The organism is Lysobacter sp. KACC 24251, assembly GCF_057747755.1.
This window is the reverse complement of sequence record NZ_CM173222.1, coordinates 1429766-1448535: the sequence shown is the minus strand read 5'-3', so window position 1 is coordinate 1448535 and position 18770 is coordinate 1429766. Positions and strand designations below refer to the sequence as shown.

18 protein-coding genes are annotated in these 18770 nt (G+C 64.8%); 6 read left to right on the top strand and 12 right to left on the bottom strand.

Annotation, left to right across the window (positions count from 1 at the left end; genetic code table 11):
- Positions 1 to 253: 253 nt before the first annotated feature.
- A complete protein-coding gene (gene galU, locus AC3ARF_RS06895) occupies positions 254 to 1153 on the bottom strand; it encodes a UTP--glucose-1-phosphate uridylyltransferase GalU (protein ID WP_498931513.1) in 900 nt (299 codons plus the stop codon).
- 120 nt (positions 1154 to 1273) lie between these two features.
- Positions 1274 to 2953 carry an ABC transporter ATP-binding protein gene (locus tag AC3ARF_RS06890; protein ID WP_498931511.1) on the bottom strand — a complete coding sequence of 560 codons (1680 nt, stop codon included), beginning with the start codon at positions 2951 to 2953 and terminating at the stop codon, positions 1274 to 1276.
- A gap of 77 nt (positions 2954 to 3030) precedes the next feature.
- Here AC3ARF_RS06890 and AC3ARF_RS06885 point away from each other — a divergent pair, with 77 nt between their 5' ends.
- Positions 3031 to 3330: a PqqD family protein gene (locus AC3ARF_RS06885; RefSeq protein WP_498931509.1), complete on the top strand. Its 300-nt coding sequence runs from the start codon at positions 3031 to 3033 to the stop codon at positions 3328 to 3330.
- Positions 3323 to 3766, top strand: coding sequence for a lasso peptide biosynthesis B2 protein (locus AC3ARF_RS06880; protein ID WP_498931507.1), 444 nt, complete (start codon positions 3323 to 3325; stop codon positions 3764 to 3766). The genes AC3ARF_RS06885 and AC3ARF_RS06880 overlap by 8 nt, the downstream gene beginning before the upstream one ends.
- Before the next feature lie 15 nt (positions 3767 to 3781).
- Here AC3ARF_RS06880 and AC3ARF_RS06875 read toward each other — a convergent pair whose 3' ends face one another.
- Positions 3782 to 4882 (bottom strand): nucleotidyltransferase family protein, encoded by a 1101-nt coding sequence (locus AC3ARF_RS06875; protein ID WP_498931505.1) that lies wholly within the window; start codon positions 4880 to 4882, stop codon positions 3782 to 3784.
- 33 nt (positions 4883 to 4915) lie between these two features.
- Between AC3ARF_RS06875 and AC3ARF_RS06870 the strand changes: the two genes are divergently transcribed.
- The 3 genes from AC3ARF_RS06870 (at position 4916) to AC3ARF_RS06860 (ending at position 8134) form a co-directional block, all read left to right on the top strand.
- The gene (locus tag AC3ARF_RS06870; RefSeq protein ID WP_498931503.1) at positions 4916 to 6814 is read left to right on the top strand and encodes an asparagine synthetase B family protein; all 1899 of its coding nucleotides are present in this window, start codon (positions 4916 to 4918) and stop codon (positions 6812 to 6814) included.
- Between the two features lie 100 nt (positions 6815 to 6914).
- Positions 6915 to 7097, top strand: coding sequence for a hypothetical protein (locus AC3ARF_RS06865; RefSeq protein ID WP_498931501.1), 183 nt, complete (start codon positions 6915 to 6917; stop codon positions 7095 to 7097).
- An 86-nt stretch (positions 7098 to 7183) separates the two neighbouring features.
- A complete protein-coding gene (locus AC3ARF_RS06860; protein WP_498931499.1) occupies positions 7184 to 8134 on the top strand; it encodes a hypothetical protein in 951 nt (316 codons plus the stop codon).
- Here the strand turns inward: AC3ARF_RS06860 and AC3ARF_RS06855 are convergent.
- Entirely contained in the window at positions 8106 to 9455 is a 1350-nt protein-coding gene (locus tag AC3ARF_RS06855; RefSeq protein ID WP_498931497.1) for a phosphohexomutase domain-containing protein, read from the bottom strand. The genes AC3ARF_RS06860 and AC3ARF_RS06855 overlap by 29 nt on opposite strands.
- A gap of 15 nt (positions 9456 to 9470) precedes the next feature.
- Positions 9471 to 10868, bottom strand: a complete 1398-nt coding sequence (locus AC3ARF_RS06850; protein WP_498931495.1) for a mannose-1-phosphate guanylyltransferase/mannose-6-phosphate isomerase — start codon at positions 10866 to 10868, stop codon at positions 9471 to 9473.
- 141 nt (positions 10869 to 11009) lie between these two features.
- Here AC3ARF_RS06850 and fcl point away from each other — a divergent pair, with 141 nt between their 5' ends.
- Complete coding sequence (gene fcl / locus AC3ARF_RS06845) at positions 11010 to 11954, top strand: GDP-L-fucose synthase (protein WP_498931493.1); 945 nt, start codon at positions 11010 to 11012, stop codon at positions 11952 to 11954.
- A gap of 6 nt (positions 11955 to 11960) precedes the next feature.
- Here fcl and AC3ARF_RS06840 read toward each other — a convergent pair whose 3' ends face one another.
- From AC3ARF_RS06840 to AC3ARF_RS06810, 7 genes are all read right to left on the bottom strand, one after another.
- Entirely contained in the window at positions 11961 to 12461 is a 501-nt protein-coding gene (locus AC3ARF_RS06840) for a hypothetical protein (RefSeq protein ID WP_498931491.1), read from the bottom strand.
- Between the two features lie 426 nt (positions 12462 to 12887).
- Complete coding sequence (locus AC3ARF_RS06835; RefSeq protein WP_498931489.1) at positions 12888 to 13379, bottom strand: hypothetical protein; 492 nt, start codon at positions 13377 to 13379, stop codon at positions 12888 to 12890.
- A 185-nt stretch (positions 13380 to 13564) separates the two neighbouring features.
- A complete protein-coding gene (galE, locus tag AC3ARF_RS06830) occupies positions 13565 to 14539 on the bottom strand; it encodes a UDP-glucose 4-epimerase GalE (protein ID WP_498931487.1) in 975 nt (324 codons plus the stop codon).
- Between the two features lie 616 nt (positions 14540 to 15155).
- The gene (locus AC3ARF_RS06825; RefSeq protein WP_498931485.1) at positions 15156 to 15908 is read right to left on the bottom strand and encodes a WecB/TagA/CpsF family glycosyltransferase; all 753 of its coding nucleotides are present in this window, start codon (positions 15906 to 15908) and stop codon (positions 15156 to 15158) included.
- The gene (locus AC3ARF_RS06820) at positions 15901 to 17076 is read right to left on the bottom strand and encodes a glycosyltransferase family 4 protein (protein ID WP_498931484.1); all 1176 of its coding nucleotides are present in this window, start codon (positions 17074 to 17076) and stop codon (positions 15901 to 15903) included. The genes AC3ARF_RS06825 and AC3ARF_RS06820 overlap by 8 nt, the downstream gene beginning before the upstream one ends.
- A complete protein-coding gene (locus AC3ARF_RS06815) occupies positions 17073 to 18317 on the bottom strand; it encodes a glycosyltransferase family 4 protein (protein WP_498931482.1) in 1245 nt (414 codons plus the stop codon). Before AC3ARF_RS06815 ends, AC3ARF_RS06820 begins: the two co-directional genes overlap by 4 nt.
- On the bottom strand, positions 18310 to 18501 hold the full coding sequence (locus AC3ARF_RS06810; protein WP_498931790.1) for a hypothetical protein: 192 nt from the start codon (positions 18499 to 18501) through the stop codon (positions 18310 to 18312). The genes AC3ARF_RS06815 and AC3ARF_RS06810 overlap by 8 nt, the downstream gene beginning before the upstream one ends.
- Positions 18502 to 18770 lie beyond the last annotated feature (269 nt).

Here is an 18770-nt window from a genome sequence, read left to right as displayed (position 1 = left end):
CCGGATCGCTTGTGCAGAATCCGTTGTCATCCTTCAACGGCCCGACAAGCCGTCCTCCGGCCCACCGGCCCGGGGGTTACCAACAGGGGACCACGGGGATGCTGACCTTCATCATTGGGGTAATGCTGGGCGCCTGCATCGGCGTTGCAGTAATGGGTATCTGCACAGCGAGTTACGAGCACCAGCGCTCCGAGTAGTGCAACGCCACCTTGGCGGGCGCCCTTCGCCGGGGCGCCCATTGGCGGGCGCTTCGTCAGCGCTCCACCCTGCTCAGCTCCTCCAACGCGGTGCGCATGGCCTGCGCCGCCGAAGCGCTCAGCTTTTCGTTGTCCAAGGCAAACCGGATCGTCGCCTCGATCAGCCCCAGATGGCTGCCGCAGTCAAAGCGGGTGCCCTTGAAGCGATACGCGTGTACGGGCTGTTCGGCCAACAACTGCTGGATGGCATCGGTCAGCTGGATCTCGCCTCCCTTGCCGGGGGGAGTTTCCTCCAGCAAGCCGAAAATGCGTGAGTCCAATACATAACGACCCACCACGGCCAGCGTGCTGGGGGCATCGGCCGGGGCGGGCTTTTCCACCATCGATTTGACCAGGCCCGATTGTCCGTCGAATGCCGGGGCATCGACGATGCCGTAGCTCCCGGTCATCTCCCGGGGCACGTCCTCCACCGCCACCACGCTGCCGCCCTCGCGCTCGGCCAGATCGGCCATCTGCTTCAAGGCCCCGTCACCGTTGCGGTGCCAGATCAGGTCGTCGGGCAACATCACCGCAAACGGCTCATCACCCACCACCGACTTCGCGCACAACACCGCGTGCCCCAGTCCCAGGGCCTCGGCCTGGGTCACGAATACCGCGCGCACGTGGGGCGGCAGGATGTTGCGGATCAGGTCCAACTGCGTCTGCTTACCGGCCTTCTCCAGCTTCTGCTCCAGCTCGTAGGCCTTGTCGAAGTAATCCGCGACCGCGTGCTTGTAGCGGTTCGTCACGAAGATCAGGGTGTCGCAACCGGCCTCGATCGCCTCGTCGACTGCGTACTGAATCAGCGGCTTGTCGACGATGGGCATCATCTCCTTGGGCACCGTCTTGGTGGCCGGGAGGAAACGGGTGCCGAGGCCCGCCACGGGAAACACGGCTTTGCGAATACGGTTTGCCACTGGGCACTGTCCTCAACTTTGCGCGTGCTCGCTCCAAGCCGCTGGCCCAGAGCATGACGCTGATCACGCTATTGTATTTGTCGCACCCTCACAGGGGAGCAGACGCGAAGTGAGAAATTGTCAGCCCTGATCGTCGCGGCGACTCTCCAACACCACGGGTTCCAGTCTGCCGTTGATCAAACGCAGCACGCGGTCTGCCAAGGCCAGACTAGCGGGACGATGGGTGATCAGCAGCACGGTTCGACCCTCCAGTACCGCGTGGCAGCGGGCAATGAACGCACGTTCGGCGTCAGGATCGAACATCGCCGTGGCCTCATCGAGCACGATCACCGCAGGGTCCCGGAGCAGCACCCGGGCCAGCGCGATTCGCTGGCGCTGGCCACCCGACAACCTGAGGCCCTGGTCTCCGACCACGGTGTGGTACCCGTCCGGCAAGGCACTGATGAACTCATGCGCCATGGCGGCCTGCGCCGCCGCCTCCACCTGCGCCTGGGTCGCGGCACGATTGCCGTAGGCAATGTTGTCGAAGACCGACCCGTGGAACAGCATCACCTGCTGCGACACCAGACCCACGTGGGTGCGCAGGTTGGTCAACCGCAGCTCGGCGATATCCACGCCATCCAGCAGCACACGACCTTGGGCCGGTGCCATGAAACGAAGCAGCAAGTGTGCCAGCGTGCTCTTGCCCGCTCCGTTCTCCCCCGTGATGGCGACGGTTTCACCGGCCCGTATCAACAGGTCCAATGATTCGTACAGCGCAGGCCGCCCCGGATAGGCGAATCCCACCTGCTGAAACTCCACCTCGCCCCTCGCGGTCCCGATCTGGCGCGAGCCCTCGTCCACCTCAGGTGCTTCGGAGAACAACGCGGACAGCCGCTCGGCACTCTCGCGAGCGGTCTGCACCTGCCCGTACACCCCGGCCAGTTGGCTGAGGGGCTGCGTGAGCAGCAGTCCGTACAGCAGCAAGGTGATCAACTCCGGTGCCGACAGTGCCCCCGTCGCCACGCTTCGGCTGGCAACACCCAGCAGGATCATCACCCCCGCGGCGGCTACCAGTCGCGCCGCGGGCGTAATCAACTGTTGCAGGCGACCGAGGCGGATTTCGAGTTCACTCAGCCGCTGGGCCTGCTCGGCATAACGGTCCGACTCGTGCCTCTCGCCCGCATAGGCCTTCACCAACGGCAACATCGCCAGGTTCTGCTCGGCCAGCGACCACTTGCGGACCGACGCGTCATGCTCCAGCCGCGCCAACGGTCGCAACTGGCGCCGGGCGAGACGGAGCCCCACGAAGATCACCGGAAGCACCAGGACCACGGCCAACGCCGTGGCGGCGTCCACCCTCAGCATCAGCACGAACGCGCCCAGGCATGTAACCACGAGTGGCAGCAGCGGCACCAGCGTGTTCACCAGGAAGTACGAGAGCCGGTCGACGTCCTGCGTCACCCGCGCCAGCACCTCGCCACGCCGACGCTCCCCGTGCCAGCCCAGCGGCAATGACTGCAAGTGGTCAAAGGCCTGGATCGAGGTGTCGGCGACCAATCGCGAGACCAGGGCCTGCGAACGCAGTCCCGCCAGATAGCCCAGCCCCACCTGCACCACGATCAAGGCAAACCACACCGCCAGCCAGACATCCACCGGGTCCCCGGCCAGCAGCTCGGTCGTGAAGCGTCCCGCCATCCACGGGGACCCCAGTGCCGCCACACTCTGAAGGCCCATCAGGAGTGCGAGCCACGTGGCCGGGGCCCGGTAGCGCACCAGCAGGTCCCACAGGAAGCCCCACGGCGAGCCTGCCCCGTCCATCCCCCGGGGCGCCCTTATACTGGCGCCAGACCGCGCGCGGTCGACTTCTCCCGTCACTTCATTGCGCCCCTTCAAACGTGACCACGCTTTCGCCCCCTGCCCCGCTGCTTACCTCGCGCGTCTTCCTGTCGCCGGATGTCCGCATGCAGGTTACCGGCAGCGAGTCGGTCCTGCTGGATCTGCGCAGTGAGCGCTATTTTGGCTTGAATGCCGTCGGCACGCGCGTGTGGCAGTTGCTGGGCCAGGACCCAAGCCTGCAAGCCGCGCATCAGGTGCTGCTGCAGGAATACGAAGTCGCGGCCGACCAGTTGGCCAGCGACGTCCTGACGCTTGTCCGGCAGCTGGCCGATGCAGGCCTGCTGACCCTGGATGACTGACACCGCAACGCCACTCGGACGTCTCCTGGGGCTGCCCTGGGAGGAGAAATGGCAGCTCGCGGCATTGACCCTCCTGCTGCCGGCCGTAGACCTGCACCTCCGCCAACGCGGCCTTCAGGCCACCCAGCGACGGCTTCGGCGCCTGCGTGGGAATTCAGCGCCGCGTCCCACTGCCGCATCGGACATTGCGCGGGCCCAGCAACTGGCCCGGCTTGCCGCCATCGCGGGGAAGCGCGGGCTGTACGCCAACACCTGCCTTCGACAGGCACTGGTCGTGCACTGGTGGCTCCGCCGCCGCGGACTGCCGGCCGAACTCGTCATCGGGGCACAGCTGGGCCCCGGCGAACTCGACGCCCACGCCTGGGTCGAACTGCAGGGCGTGGCGCTCGCGCAGCACCGCGCACTCCCTCCGGAGCTGGTCCGCTTTACCGACTGAGCGCGGCCCGCAAGGCTAGCGGGCCTTTACCCACAACTGCCGCGTGCGTGCCCACCACAAGCCCACGAGCGAGCGGTCGGTTCCGTACATCTCACGCATATGGCCCATTTCGGGGAAGGCCTTCCGGGCCAGCCAGCCGAGCCGCGACCAGTTCGAGGGCAAGGCGCGCAGGTTCATCCGGTGCATGTAACGCCAATCCGCCAGCCGCGCTCCGTCGACGCCCGAGCCCACCGGGAGCGCACGCAATTGGGCCATGGCCTCCCGCGGCGCGGCGGGACCAAACCACTGGTCCGCGGCGTCCAGGGCTGAGAGGCAGACCCCCGCCAGGTGCCGATCGCGACACGCCGCCACGAACGCGGCCCACCCGTCGGCCGTCAGAAGCAGCGCAAGCAAATGCACGTCGTACAGCCACTTCAACCGGTCGCCCAGCCCGGTGTAGAGGTTGATCGCCCTATGCATGCTGGCATGCAGCAGCGCGTGGTGCGGGGCAAGCCCCTGCGCATTGGGCGCAAGCGTGGGCAGGGCTATCGCCTGATCCCACAGTTCCTGCACCGGCAGCGCATCAGCAAACACGGGCGCGTTGTTGAGGCCCCAATGCAGGTCAAGGTCCAGTTGCAGCGTAGGCGACAGCGCCTTGCGGCACACGCGCTCGTAGGCTCGGCGCCCTTGGGTGTAGCCCTGGTCATAGCCTAGGGCCACCAGGTCCTGGGCCAGCGCATCGGCGATTTGCCGGGACGGCAACAACAGGTCGATATCGCTGCACTCCCGCAGGTGCGCAGACGGGTACAGCCACCAGGCCAAGGCGGAGCCTTTCAACAGCAGCGCCGGCACGTCCCGTTCGCGGAGGAAGCGCAGCAGGCGCCGGCACTCGGCATCCCGCAGCATGGAAAGCGCCACGGCGCGGCGACTGGCGGTGGCGAACATTCCCGCCAGCCCGGAATCGCCACCCTCCCCCGGCAGCCGTTCCGCTATCAGGCTGACCACCCCTTCCTCGGTTGCCAATCGCAACAACGCATCGCCGCTCACCCCGCTAGGGGCCGGCACCGGCCGCCCCTCGCGGAGGATGGCCGCCAGCCAATGACGTCCGGGATCAGCGACGGAAAGTGGTAAATCCATCACACTAATACTAACAGGCACCCTCTCACGTCCATGCGCGGCATCTGCGGCTTCATCCACATCGATGGTCACCCCGTGGCGGCCAGCGCATTGGACGCCATGCAGGCCGCCCTTGCCCTCACCCCGTGGTCGGTCGCAGCCCGCGAACAGACCGCCAGCGCCGCGTCGGCAGCCGTGCACTGGGCGATGCAGCCGCGTCGATCCGGTCTGCACGGCATTGCCCGTGACCCCGCCAGCGGCTGCGTGGTGGTGGCGGATGGCCACCTCAGTGACAAGCCCGGCCTTGCGGCCCGCCTGGGCTTGGCGGTTGACCGCGCGATTGCAGAAGACGATGCAGCACTGATCCTGCATGCGTGGCTGCGCTGGCAGGAACGCACGCCCGAACAGCTTGACGGGGAGTTCGCGTTTGCGGTCCATGACCCGCGCCGGCAAGCCGTGTTCCTGGCACGGGACCGCATGGGCATCCGCCCGCTCTACCTACATGTCGGTCCGGGCCGGTTATTGGTGTTTGCCTCCAGCGCCCAAGGCGTGCTGGCGCACCCGGACGTTCCGCGCGAGCTCAATCACGCCCGGATCGCCGACTTCCTGGTCACCCAGCTCGAAGGCATCGACAAGTCGTCCACCTTCCATGCCGGCATCCAGCGTCTGCCTCCCGCCCATTGGCTGCGGGTGGACCGTAACGGGGTGCAGGAGCAGCGCTACTGGTCCCTGCACGACGAGCCAGCCGCGGCGGTCACGCGAAGTGATGACGAGTGGGCCGAGGCCTTGAAGGAGGCCCTGGACCGCGCCGTCCGCCACCACCTGGCCGCAGGCAACACCGGCGCGATGGTCAGTGGTGGCATGGACTCCTCCTCCCTGGCCGCCCTCGCCGCCGCGCAATTGCGTGCCGCCGGTGCCGGGCCATTGCGGACTTACTCGCTGGTCGACAGCCGGTCCCCCAACAGCGAGACGCGGGCGGTGCATGCCATGCAGGGGCTCCGCGGGTTCGCGCCGCGCCTGCTGGACCACACCGCCATCGGCGAGGTGGCCGAAGGAGCCTGGGCACACGCCTGGCAATGCGACGAGCCCTTCGACGCCCTGATGATGCCCATGCATGCCGCGTATTGGGCCGCCGCGCAGGACGGGCTCGACGCGGTGATCGATGGCGTGGACGGCGACATGCCCTTCCTCATCGGCAATGGCATGGCACGCCGCCTGCGCCGCGGGCACGCCTGGGAAACCTGGCGCAACGTCCAGGGCCTGGCACGGACCTACCCCCTGGGGCCGTCGGCGGCCCGGCAGTTCGCCCACGTGGCCCGCCGGGCATTCGTTCCGGATTGGGCGCGGACCCTGAGACGTGCCTTGCGCCCTGCCTCCGCCCCCATCACGCCACCCGACAGCCTGATCCACCCGGATTTCGCGCGGCAGGTGGACCTGCCGAGCCGGTTGGATCGGCTCGCGCGATGGTTGGCGCCCGTGCCGCATTGGTCAGAACGCGCGGAGGCCGCGGAAATCCTCGACCACCCTTACCTGACCGTGGGCGTGGAGCGCTATCACCGCGTGGCCGCCAGCCACGGCATCGAGCCCCGCCACCCGTTCCTGGACCGTCACTGCCTGCGCCTCTACCTCAGCTTGCCGGATCGCCAGCGGCTGCATGGCGGCTGGACCAAAGCCGTGCTGCGCAACGCCATGGCCGGGCATCTGCCGGAAGCCGTCCGGCAGCGGCAGGACAAGCAGCATCTGGGATGGGCCCGCACGCAGGCCCTGCTCCACCGCCACCACCGCCGCGTGGTCGAAGCGCTGGAGGCCCAGCAGGATCGCCTCCGCCCGTACGTCGCGCCCCAGGCCATCCGCCAGGCCTTGTCCACGCCGCTGCATGCCCCTCCGGACTCGGACGATTGGGACCGGCTGTTCAACCTCGCCACGCTTGCCCACTGGCTGGCGAGGCAGTAGCCCGCAAACAGGCAAGTGCCAAAGGCAAAGAAAAAGTCGCAAACGAGACCTCAGTCGCGATAAGATCTGTGACACAGCACTCAAATCAGGGGATTGAGCGATGTCGGTACAGCAAGCGAACGGGCCGCACAGGCCCGCGACGGTGTCTCTGAACAAGTACATGCCGCCCGTCTTCACTGAATTTGGCCGTGTACAAGACCTCACCAGCCAGGCTTCGGCAGGTGCTGGGGCCAAGTTCGGCAATGGCCAGGAAGGCAGCAAGTCCTGGCAGATCCGCACGTAAGCACTGGAAAGTGCTGAACCCGTAATCGCACTGGCAGGAAGGGGAACGTCCGCCACTGCACCACGGAGGCCACTCGCTGGCCGCCTATGCCGCATCAATTCCTATTCGCCGGCGACGCCGTCGGCGCCAGCTTCGTACTTCCCGAACTGCCCGTTGCGCCCCCCGACACCTCCACCCGCATGCGCATCGTGGCCATGCAGGTGACGCCGTGCGCCCAGCGCAGCGACATTCTCTGGCGTCATGACTTCAACGATCCCGACCACGGCACCAACCTGACCTGCGCCCGGTGCGCGGACGGCTACCTGATGGAGTTCCCGGGTGTCGCCACCATCCTGGCAACACCCGACCAGCAGGTGCACGTCTCCGCCTGGCCGGGCGCCAGCGCCGAGTCGGTGAACCACGTGCTGCTGGACCAGGCCCTGCCCCGCCTGCTGGCGCAGCAGGCCGTACTGATGCTGCACGGCGCCCTCGTGCGCCTGCGTTCGGGCCGGTGCGTCCTGATCCTGGGCGAAAGCGGCCGCGGCAAGTCCACGTTTGCCGCCGCCTGCAAGGCGACGGGCGCGCTGCTGCGCACCGATGACGGTGCGCGCGTGGAAGTCGACGATGACGGCGTCTACGCCTGGCCCACCTACCCCAGCTTGCGGCTGCTGCCCGACTCCCTTGACACACTCTTTGCCGAGGCCCACGACAGCCGGCCGATGGCCGACTACAGCGCGAAACGTCGCATCGACATCGTCGACGCCGACCCCGCGGCACCCGAGCGGCTTGACGCCGTGGTCGTGCTGGGTGCGCCGGCAGACGCCTTCGGCACCCGGCGCCTGCACGGGAATGAAGCCTGCATGGCGCTCACCCGCCACGGCTTCCAGTTGGACCTTTCGGACCTGGGCAATGTCAGCCAGCTGTTTGCCAAGACGGCCAGCCTCAGCAACAGGATCCCCGTGCTGGAGCTGGCCTACCCGCGCCGGTACGAGCTACTGCCCGCGGTGATCGGCTATCTGGAGGACGCGCTCAGCCCGCGCCCAGCAGGATGCTGCTGATTTCTTCCACGCGCTGGGCAACCAGATCGGGGTTCGCGCGGGATTCGACATTCAGGCGCACCAACGGCTCGGTGTTGGAGCTGCGCAGGTTGAACCGCCAGTCACCGAAATCCGCCGAGACGCCGTCCGTGTGGTCCAGCTCCGGTGAGAGGGCGGCATAGCGCTCCACCACCGCCCGAATGGCGGCCGGCGCATCGGCCACGGTGAAGTTGATCTCGCCGCTGCAGGGGAACCGGCGCATCCGGTCCTCCACCAGTTCTGCCAACGACTGCCCGGTCGCCGACATCAGTGCGGTGATCAGCAGCCACGGCACCATTCCCGAATCGCAATAGGCGAAGTCGCGGAAGTAGTGGTGCGCGCTCATCTCGCCGCCGTAAACGGCGTTTTCCGCACGCATGCGTTCCTTGATGAAGGCATGCCCGGTCTTGCTCATCACCGGAATCCCGCCCGCCTCCTGCACCATCTCGACGGTGTTCCAGACGAGGCGCGGGTCGTGGATGACCTTGCCCCCCGGCTCGCGCGCCAGCAGCGCCTTGGCCAACAGCCCCACGAGGTAATAGCCCTCGATGAAGCGCCCATCAGCATCGAAGAAGAAGCAGCGATCGAAGTCGCCGTCCCAGGCGATGCCCAGGTCCGCCCCGTGGGCCCGCACCGCGTCCGCGGTGGCCGCACGGCTGTCCGGCAACAGCGGGTTGGGGATGCCGTGCGGGAAGGTGCCGTCCGGCTCGTGCTGGAGGCGGATGAAGTTGAAAGGCAGGTGTGGGGCGAGTCCGTCGACCACCAGCCCCGCACCGCCGTTGCCGGCGTTGACCACGATCTTGAGCGGCTTCAGCGCTGCCACATCCACGTATTCCAGCAGATGCTGCAGGTACGCAGACTTGTCCAGCGACAGCGTTTCCGATGCCCGAAGCGCCGGCTCGCCGACCTGCATCGACACGGACTCGTCGCGGATGGCAAACAGGCCGGTGTCGCCGCTGATCGGCTTGGCCTGCTCGCGCACCAGTTTCATGCCGTTGTAGTCCATCGGGTTGTGGCTGGCGGTGACCATCACGCCACCTGCCGCCCCGAGGTGCGCCGTCTGGAAGTACACCTCTTCCGTGCCGCACAGCCCGATGTCGATCACCTCACGGCCCGTGCTGCGGAACCCCGCTGACAACGCGGTCTGCAGCGCCGGGCTGCTCAGGCGCACGTCTCGGCCCAGCACCACCGGACCATCACCCAGCTGGCCGGACATCGCAACACCGATGCGGACCGCCAGCGATTCATCCAACTCATCCGGCACGCGGCCGCGGATGTCGTATGCCTTGAAAGCCTTGCTCAAAACCTTTCCCCTGGTTCAGCCGCGACCGTACACGTCTTCGAAACGGACGATGTCGTCCTCGCCCAGGTAGCTGCCGGACTGCACTTCGATCAGCTCCAGCTGCACCACGCCCGGGTTCTCCAGGCGGTGCTTCACGCCCAAGGGGATGTAGGTGCTCTGGTTCTCGGCGAGCAGGATCACCTCATCGCCGCGGGTGATGCGGCCCGTGCCGCTGACCACGATCCAGTGCTCCGCGCGGTGGTGGTGCATCTGCAAGCTGAGCGAAGCGCCCGGCTTGACCGTGATGCGCTTGACCTGGAAGCGCTCGCCCATGTCGATGGAGTCGTAGCTGCCCCACGGGCGGTAGACCTTGCGATGCCACGTCGGCTGAGGGCGGCCCTGCTTCTTCAGTGCGGTGACGATGCTCTTGACCTCCTGCACCTTGTCCTTGTGGGCCACCAGCACGGCGTCGTCGGTGTCCACCACCACCACGTCCTCCAGCCCCAGCAGGGCCAACAGGCGGCCGTCGCCCCACGCCAGGGTGTTGCGGCAGTCCTGCGCGACCACGTCGCCGTGGTGCGCGTTGCCGTCACCGTCCTGCTCAGCCACTTCCCACAACGCCGACCAGCTGCCCACGTCGTTCCAGCCCACGTTGATCGGCAGGATGGCCGCGGCCTGGGTCTTTTCCATCACCGCGTAGTCGATGGAGTCCGACGGCGAGGCGGCAAACGCCTCCTTATCCAGCCGCACGAAGTCCGCGTCGCGGCGCGCCTTGGCCAGCGCCTCGCGGCAGGCGGCCAGCATGGCCGGCTGGTGCGCCGCCAGTTCGCCCAGGAACACCGACGCGCGGAACATGAACATGCCGCTGTTCCAGAAGTAGTCGCCGCTGGCCACGTACCCCTTGGCGGTCTCGACGTCGGGCTTCTCGACAAACTGCACCACGCGGCGCACGCCCTCGCCCATCTCGGCCAGGATGTAGCCGTACCCGGTCTCCGGGCCGCTGGGCACGATGCCGAAGGTAATCAGCGCGCCATCTTCCGCGGCGCCGGCAGCGGCACGAACCGCCTGGCGGAACGCCTCGGGATTGATGATGACGTGGTCGGAGGGCAGCACCAGCAACAGCGGGTCGTTGCCGCCGGTCATGGCTTCCAGCGCGGCGATCGCGATCGCGGGCGCGGTATTGCGGGCGACGGGCTCCAGCAGGATGGTCGCCCCGTGGCAGTCGGACTCGCGCAGCTGCTCGGCCACCATGAAGCGGTGGTCCTCATTGGCCACCACGATGGGCGCGGCCGATGCCAGCGGCGCCACCCGGCGCCACGTGGCCTGCAGCATGGAGTCCTCACCGACCAGGCTCAGGAACTGCTTGGGGAAGGCCTCGCGCGAAAGCGGCCACAGGCGCGTGCCGGAACCGCCGGACAGGATCACGGGAATCATGCGTTTACTGGACTCCAAAAAAATGCCGCCGATAGCCTACCGGCAGGGCCGCGCCACTGTCGCGGAAAAAGTCTCGCCACGGATAACCCGTGGCGTCGTACCCCATAGAATAGCGGACCCCCATCCGCAGGACCGAGCAGCATGCAGCGCAATGCCCGTATTTTCGTCGCAGGCCACCGTGGACTGGTAGGGGGAGCCATCACCCGCCGGCTGCAGGCCGAGGGCTACGACAACCTGCTGCTGGCCGGCCGCGACACCCTGGACCTGCGCGACCGCGACGCGGTCGAGGCGTTCTTCAGCCAGCACAAACCCGAGTACGTGTTCCTGGCCGCGGCCAAGGTAGGCGGCATCCACGCCAACAGTACCTATCCGGCCGAGTTCCTGTTCGAGAACCTGCAGGTGCAGAACAACGTGATCGACGGCGCGTACCGCCACGGCGCCACCAAGCTGACCTTCCTGGGCTCGTCGTGCATCTACCCCAAGCTGGCGCCGCAGCCGCTTAAGGAGGAATACCTGCTCACCGGCCCACTGGAGCCGACCAACGAGTGGTATGCCATCGCCAAGATCGCGGGCATCAAGCTGTGCCAGGCCTATCGCCGCCAGTACGGCTTCAATGCCATCAGCCTGATGCCCACCAACCTGTACGGCCCGGGCGACAACTTCGACCTAAACAACTCGCACGTGCTGCCGGCGCTGATCCGCAAGTTCCACGAGGCCAAGCTCAAGGGCGATGCCGAAGTGGTGATGTGGGGCACGGGTACCCCGCGCCGCGAGTTCCTTCACGTGGACGACCTGGCGGATGCCGTGGTGCAGCTGACCAAGACCTATGAGGGCGAGGACATCGTCAACATCGGTGTCGGCGACGACATCAGCATCCGCGAGCTGGCCGAACTGGTGAAGGACATCACCGGGTACGAAGGCACCATCGTCAACGACACCAGCAAGCCCGACGGCACCCCCCGCAAGCTGATGGACGTGAGCCGCCTGCATGCGCTGGGCTGGCAGGCGAAGATCGGGCTGCGCGAAGGCATCGAGGAGACCTACCGGTGGTTCCTGGAGCACCAGAGCGAGTTGCGCGCGTCCTGAGCAGCCTTACAACTGCATCTTCCAGCTGCCCACGCCCTCGAGGAAGTCAGTGCTCATCGGCACGTCCTTGTCCCAGGTGGCCAGATGGCTCCAGTCTTCGTCCTCGACCCAGCCCAGCGTGTCGAAACTCGTCGCCTGCTGCCGGATCTGCTTCACGTACAACTTCACCCGGTCCTTGATCCAAAGGTCGTCGCCGTGGATCTGCAGGCGCAGCTTCATGTGTCCGGCGACGCCGCTGGAGAACTCGATGCCCAGGTCCGGGTATGGCATCGGGTTCTGGCCGATGCCATCCGGCAGCTCTTGAGTCTGGTCGTTGCGGCGCGCCAGGCCGAAGTAGTCGTAATTGCGCACCGCGCCCCGCTCCAGGTCGTTCTCGGCGGGGTAGTCGAGCCGCAGCCGCGCGACCTCGTTGCCGTCCCTGAGCACGGACGTCGTCACGAGCTGGTCGGTGCCCGCATTCGGCGCGTTCTCGGTTTCCACCGTGAGCCGGATAGCGCTGATCCACATGATCTTTCTCCTTGTGCGGGACCGCCCCGCGTCGAAGGAAACGCGCGCATCGGCTGCGTGCGGACAGCCTGCGAGGCGCTGCTCACGCTGTCTGAGCTACTGAGCGCAGGGCGCCCGGGCTATCCAGCAAAGTCACGCGGACTTCCCGCAGGGCCCGGGGCCCTGACGGCAGTGCCTGCGGCATTGACCGAGAAGGCGTGAGGGCGGGCGGAAGACCTCGCGGCAACAACCGCAGGGTGCGGAGGACTGACGGAAGGCCGCGGCCATCATTGACAGGGCCCTTGACAACGACGTTGTTGCTACAGCCGTGTGGTTGATGTTGAAAACATCAAAACCAGAACAATCCCCCGGTGGTGCGCCCCCCAAACGCAACAGGCCGCCCGAAGGCGGCCTGTTAGCGCGTGTGACGCCCGGGAAGGAAGGGCCTCAGCCCCCTGCCCCCACCGGTTCGGTCCCAGTGACGGCGCCTCCGCTTGTGCGGCTGCGGCGGCGCCAACGGGCGCCGATCTCCTTGCGCAGGTCGCCCAGGCCGTAGCGGTCGCCCATCAGCTTGATCTGCGCGTAGCCGTCCAGCGCCACGTCCATGGCGTCGCTGCCCAGCGCGGTCAGGTTGTCCTGCAGCTGGTTGGACAGCGCGAGCACCTGGCCGGCGATGGGGCGCAGCGCGTCCCACGCCGCCAGGTCGGCCTCGGCTTCGGCCAGGTTGAGGCCCGGCGGAACCAATTGCGGGTTCTCGCGAAGGACGCGCAGGGTGGCACGGACGAAAGCCTCCGACTGCGGGCCCATGTACAGCAGACCGGACTCGTCGGGATGCAGCTCGATGAGCTGCGGCAGCGCCGCGCGGGCCTGGGCGACGCCGGCGCGGGCGGCCTGCGCCTGGTCGGCGGTGATGGTCATGCTGATGCGGTTCTTGCTCACTGGGACTCTCCCTGTTGCGTTCCTTGTGGGCCGGCGGAAGGCCGGCGGTCCTTGCTCCGGGCCCATCGTGGGCCATGGGCCACGGGGTGTGGCTGGAGCGGAGAGGACTATGCCCGGAAGGAGGGAAGCGGGGGATCAGCAGAGGCCGTGGCGCGGGGTAGGAATTTTCCTACCCTGCCCCACGATCAGTAACTCGGGTTGCGGTGCCAGCGGTAGGCGGTCTCAATGATCTCGTCGAGGGACGTGTAACGCGGCGACCAGCCCAGCTCGGCGCGGGCGCGCTGGCTGGAAGCCACCAGCACCGGCGGGTCGCCGGCACGGCGCGGCGCCAGCTCGTACGGAACCGGACGGCCAGCCACCTTGGATGCCGCATCAATCACCTCACGCACCGAGAACCCCTGCCCGTTGCCGAGGTTGAAGGCGTGGGCGCCCTGGTGGGTGTCCATGTACGCCAGCGCCTGCTCGTGAGCCTGCGCCAGGTCGTCCACGTGCACGTAATCGCGCACGCAGGTGCCATCGGGCGTGGGGTAATCGCTGCCGAATACCTTGAGGCCTGGGCCCGTGCCCAACGCCGCTCGCAAGGCATTCGGGATCAGGTGGGTTTCGGGCTGGTGCGACTCGCCGATGCCGCCGTCCGAACTTGCACCGGCGGCATTGAAGTAACGCAGCGCCACCGAACGCAGCCCATAGGCGTGCGCCGCATCGGCGAGGATGCGCTCCACCATTAGCTTGCTTGCGCCATAGGGATTGATAGGCGCCTTGGGATGGTCCTCGTCGATGCGATCGTGCACGGGATTGCCAAACACCGCCGCGGTCGAGGAGAACACCAGCTTGGCTACGCCATGCCGGCGCATCGCCTCCAGCAGATTGAGAGTGCCGGCGACGTTGTTGGCGTAGTAGTCGTACGGCTGCGCCACCGACTCGCCGACCAGGGAGCGCGCGCAGAAATGCATCACTGCATCGAACGAGTGCCCGGCGAAAACGCGCTCTAGCGACCTCGGATCCAGCAGGTCCGCCTGCACGAACTCACCCCACTGCACCGCCTGGCGATGACCGGTGGAGAGGTTGTCGAGGACGGTGATGGTGTGGCCGCGTTCGGCGAGCCATTTGACCATATGACTGCCGATGTAACCAGCGGCGCCGCAAATAAGAACTGTCATCTCTTGCCTCACACCCATCCCAAGCAGGCCTTGCACTAGGTAGCCGAATCCAACCTTCCTGCGCTCGGAGGAAACTCATGGTGATCAGTTCACGGGCACCCTTGCCCTGCACCTGATCCGCGATCAATCAAGTACATCATGCTAGGCAAACCCGACCAAATTGCCTACATGAAATGCATGAACCGCAACTTCGACGAGGAGCTCTTGGGCCAATACCGTCTGCCCGACAAAATGCTCGAGGCGTCGGAGTGGTAGCCGCCCCCACGACGCAGTCGGCAGCATGCGTCCCGTCGAATACCGAGGCATGCGCGGACGACGCTCTCTCCTTGAAGTGACTCCTTGACGGGGAAGCTTACACAAGCAGGTCAATCTCGATTCACTCAAGTGCAACAACCCCAGTAGAGAATCGCCCATGGGCGCCTATAGAGGTCCCGAGGCACACCGTCGCTCATGACAATCGAAACGAGGGAACGACCGCATGCTGACCTTTCTCGTAGGCCTGTCCTTAGGTGCGTGTATTGGCGTGGTCGCGCTGAGCGTGTGCCGTACGAGTTATGAGCGAGAGATAGATGGGGATGCGGGAGACGGCGGAGCTGGTGCCGGAGACTCTGTAGGCCTACCGGCGATGAATCAGCTGCCGAACCACGTATCCAATGAACAGCGAGTTGGTCACCAGATAACGACGCCACAGTCGACGTGGCTCAGTCATTAGTCGATAGAACCACTCAAGTCCGCTGTCCTGCATCCACAGAGGCGCGCGCTTCAAAGTCCCAGCGTGATAGTCGAATGCGGCACCCACTCCCACCATAACCGCGTTGATGCGCCCCCGATGTGCCGCCATCCATTTTTCCTGCTTGGGGCAACCAAGGCTTACCCACACCACGCCGGCTCCCGAGGCATTTATCTGTCTGATCACGCCATCGTCTTCTTCCTGGGTCAGCGCGCGAAACGGGGGGGAATAATGACCCGCGACGCGGAGTCGCGGAAAATGGGTCGCAAGCCGGGCACGCAAGGCGTCGAGCGCTTCCGCGCTTGCACCGTAGAGGTAGATGGATTCATTGTGCGTCTGCGCATACTCGCAATACCTCCACATCAAATCGGGCCCGTTGATTCGTTGCTGATCCCGGCCCGACAGCAATCTAAGCATCCAAGCAACTGGCGCGCCGTCCGGGGCCGCTAGGTCGGCTTCCGAAATGACTTTGAAGAACTCGGGGTCATGGCGTGCAGAAACCACAGAATGAACGTTGCAGATGCAGACAACGCGGCTGTCATGCGCCCTTCCCCATTTCGAGATACGCGACACTGCTTGATCCCAATCGACTAGATCGATGGGCACCCCAATCACTGAACCCTGCTGACGGCTAGTCACGATGTCGATCTACTCTTCTTGATTCCATGGCCTCGCGATAAACTGCCATGAGCTGTACATAGTTGATTTCCCCGGTGTAACGCGCCTCATAGCGCTCGCGCGCCGCGCGCCCCATCCGAGCCATCTCTTCCGGATGGTCCAAAGCCCAACGCATCTTGTCACCCAGATCGCCCGGCGAGCCCGGATCGAAAAGTAGGCCAGTCACTCCCTCTTCAACTAATTCGGCCAGTGCCCCAAGACGACTAGCGATCACCGGGAGACAATTGGCATAGGCCTCGACCAACACCATGGGGAAGCCTTCATACCAGATGCTGGGCATCACCAAGGCTTGCGCAGAAGCCATTTCCCGGTATACGGAAGCGGTATCTAGTCCGCCCAAAACGACAACCCCAGGAGCTTCACTCAAGACTCCTCTTAACGGACCAGTACCCGCTACCCGGATGTAGCTTTCACTTCGATTAAGCAGTGCGGCGGCCGCCGCCAGAACCTCTATCCCCTTCTCTTGTGACAGTCGCCCCACGAACAACAGGCTAGATCTCTCAATCTGCGACGGCGCGACAACGTCAACAAAGTTTGGCTTTACAGTGAGAAGCGAGGTCGGAATGCCAGCCTCTGCAAACTTTCTGGCCGCAAATCCAGTAAGAACGATGAATCGTGTGACCCGCCGGGACCAAGTACCTGCCAACTGGTGCGCCGCAATCATCGCCGCCAGCACAAACGTCCCTAGTAGCGAGTTACGGTAGACCCGTTCCCGAACAGTCCACCACGGCCCCTCCTGCAAACTGCGCTCTGTGACGGCGCCGTCATGCATCAACAACGCGGTGGGACACACGATGCGAAAGTTGTGCAGTGTAAACACACTGGGAATGCGGGCCTTATGGCACACATAGAAGACGGATGGCGAGATTAGCGGAAAGAAATTGTGGACGTGTACAACGTCCGGCCGGAAGTTATGTAGCTTACGGCCGATCTCACGGTATGAGCGTAAAGAGAAGATCGCCTGAGCTGCAGCCAGAATGCCGCCAAGAGCTCCCGAAATTTGATCATTGCTAACCAAGTGTTCTCGCACGTCGTGCCCATGAGCACGAAGCACCGCCACCTCTTGACGGACAACAGAGTCCTCCCCACCGGCCTGTTGGTATGCATTGTGGACAACAAGTACTTTCACGGTGATGCTACCTCGCCGCACTTGCGACGATAAATTTCGCTCACGATCGCGGCCTTTGCCGTCCATGAATAGGCCAAGGAACGCTCTAAAGCTCCTTGCGCCAATCCATACCTAAAGGCCTCATCATCCATGCGCTCGACCGCAGCGGTTAATCCGCCAATTACATTTGCGGGCGAAGTCACGGGAACTTTGATTCCACAGCTGTTGTCAATTGCTGCAGAAAATCCACAATGATCCAGGCAGACAACTGGCAGACCAGCGGCAAACGCTTCTACTGTCACTGTGGACGTGAGGTCTCGGAGGCTCGTAATCAGCATGACATGGGAGTTACTCATTACTTCCAACGCTTGAACACGGGGCAGCCATCCGTGGAAGCGACATTTGCTTCTAACACCTAGACGCGCGGCCAGTCGAATCCACGCATCCGTCGCCTCGCCTTTGCCAAGGACGTGGAGCTCCCACGAAATATCTGGATGAATATTGGCGAGCGCGCGCAGACCCAAATTCAGTGCTTTGCGTGGGATATGCAATCCAGACCAGACGATCCGAAGTGGATCGCCCGGTTTGCGAGCCGCAGGAGCAGAAACCACTTGAGGTGGGAGCCCGACTTCAGCCAACAGAGTGCCGTGGCAGTTCCAGTATCGTCGCGCACCCGCTTCGTCCGCCGTGGTTGCAACCAGCAAGCCATCGCCGGCCGATCGTGCCGCGACCCTAGGGCGCAGCAAGAATCGCTCGTGAAGGGCATTAATTAGGTTGTAGCCCGCGTAGTACAGGGCACCGTAGAAGCCGAGTTGGGTAAGAAATCGCCACGGCAAGTGCCCCATACCACCGATCGGCCCCCATACGAAGGGCACGCCCAACTTCCAAAGATACCCAGGCTCTCGGAAACCAACCATGTTGAGCTGATGTGCAAGATCAAACCTGACGGTTCGGTGCAACTCCTTGGCAAGCGCGAAGACGTCCTTGTGCCAGCGCCGATAATACCAATAGTACGACGGGGGCCAGATCTTTCGAAGCCGGCGATTCCGCGACTTCCGTATGAAAAAGAACTGCACCCGTTCGGCGAAGGTGGGGTGATCACGCAGGTAGGCTTCGATATCCTCCCGGCACTTTTCTTCTTCAACCACAACCCAAAGTCGGTGCGTCCGCGCTAACTCCTGCACAAACCCCCAACCCACAGCGAACTCCGAGCCCTTGAATGGGCTGCAGGCGTATGCTGAAACGAAAACCTTCTTACTCACTTGCGACGCTCCTCCTGCCGCCAGAGAGCAGACGTACAACCCTAGCGGGGTTTCCAACAGCTACCGAGTACGCAGGGAGACTTTCAATCACCACACTACCTGCCCCAATGACAGAATGATCCCCGATCGAAACGCCGCCGATAATCACTACGTTCGCCCCAACGTCTACATACGCACCAAGCACCGGAGCGTCGCCGGCAAAATCCTCGTCGGATTTTGCAACGCCGATCGTGGTCGAACATCGCAAGATGCAGCCTTCTCCTATCACAGCACGATCGTTCACAACTAAGGCGTGTCCATGGAAGACGCGGAGGCCTGGGCCGGCCCGTAATCTCCAAGGCAACTCGATTCCCAACACCCACTCGACGACGATGCGATAAAAAACCACATACGGAAATGTCAGCCATTGAACTGCGCCACTTAGGCCGCTGCACCAAGTAGCTATCCGAAAGA

Coding starts and splice junctions, on each gene's coding strand:
- galE (WP_498931487.1), bottom strand. CDS start 14,539: ATGACAGTTCTTATTTGCGGCGCCGCTGGTTACATCGGCAGTCATATG.
- AC3ARF_RS06890 (WP_498931511.1), bottom strand. CDS start 2,953: ATGGACGGGGCAGGCTCGCCGTGGGGCTTCCTGTGGGACCTGCTGGTG.
- fcl (WP_498931493.1), top strand. CDS start 11,010: ATGCAGCGCAATGCCCGTATTTTCGTCGCAGGCCACCGTGGACTGGTA.
- AC3ARF_RS06865 (WP_498931501.1), top strand. CDS start 6,915: ATGTCGGTACAGCAAGCGAACGGGCCGCACAGGCCCGCGACGGTGTCT.
- AC3ARF_RS06850 (WP_498931495.1), bottom strand. CDS start 10,868: ATGATTCCCGTGATCCTGTCCGGCGGTTCCGGCACGCGCCTGTGGCCG.
- AC3ARF_RS06870 (WP_498931503.1), top strand. CDS start 4,916: ATGCGCGGCATCTGCGGCTTCATCCACATCGATGGTCACCCCGTGGCG.
- AC3ARF_RS06875 (WP_498931505.1), bottom strand. CDS start 4,882: ATGGATTTACCACTTTCCGTCGCTGATCCCGGACGTCATTGGCTGGCG.
- AC3ARF_RS06840 (WP_498931491.1), bottom strand. CDS start 12,461: ATGTGGATCAGCGCTATCCGGCTCACGGTGGAAACCGAGAACGCGCCG.
- AC3ARF_RS06880 (WP_498931507.1), top strand. CDS start 3,323: ATGACTGACACCGCAACGCCACTCGGACGTCTCCTGGGGCTGCCCTGG.
- AC3ARF_RS06860 (WP_498931499.1), top strand. CDS start 7,184: ATGCCGCATCAATTCCTATTCGCCGGCGACGCCGTCGGCGCCAGCTTC.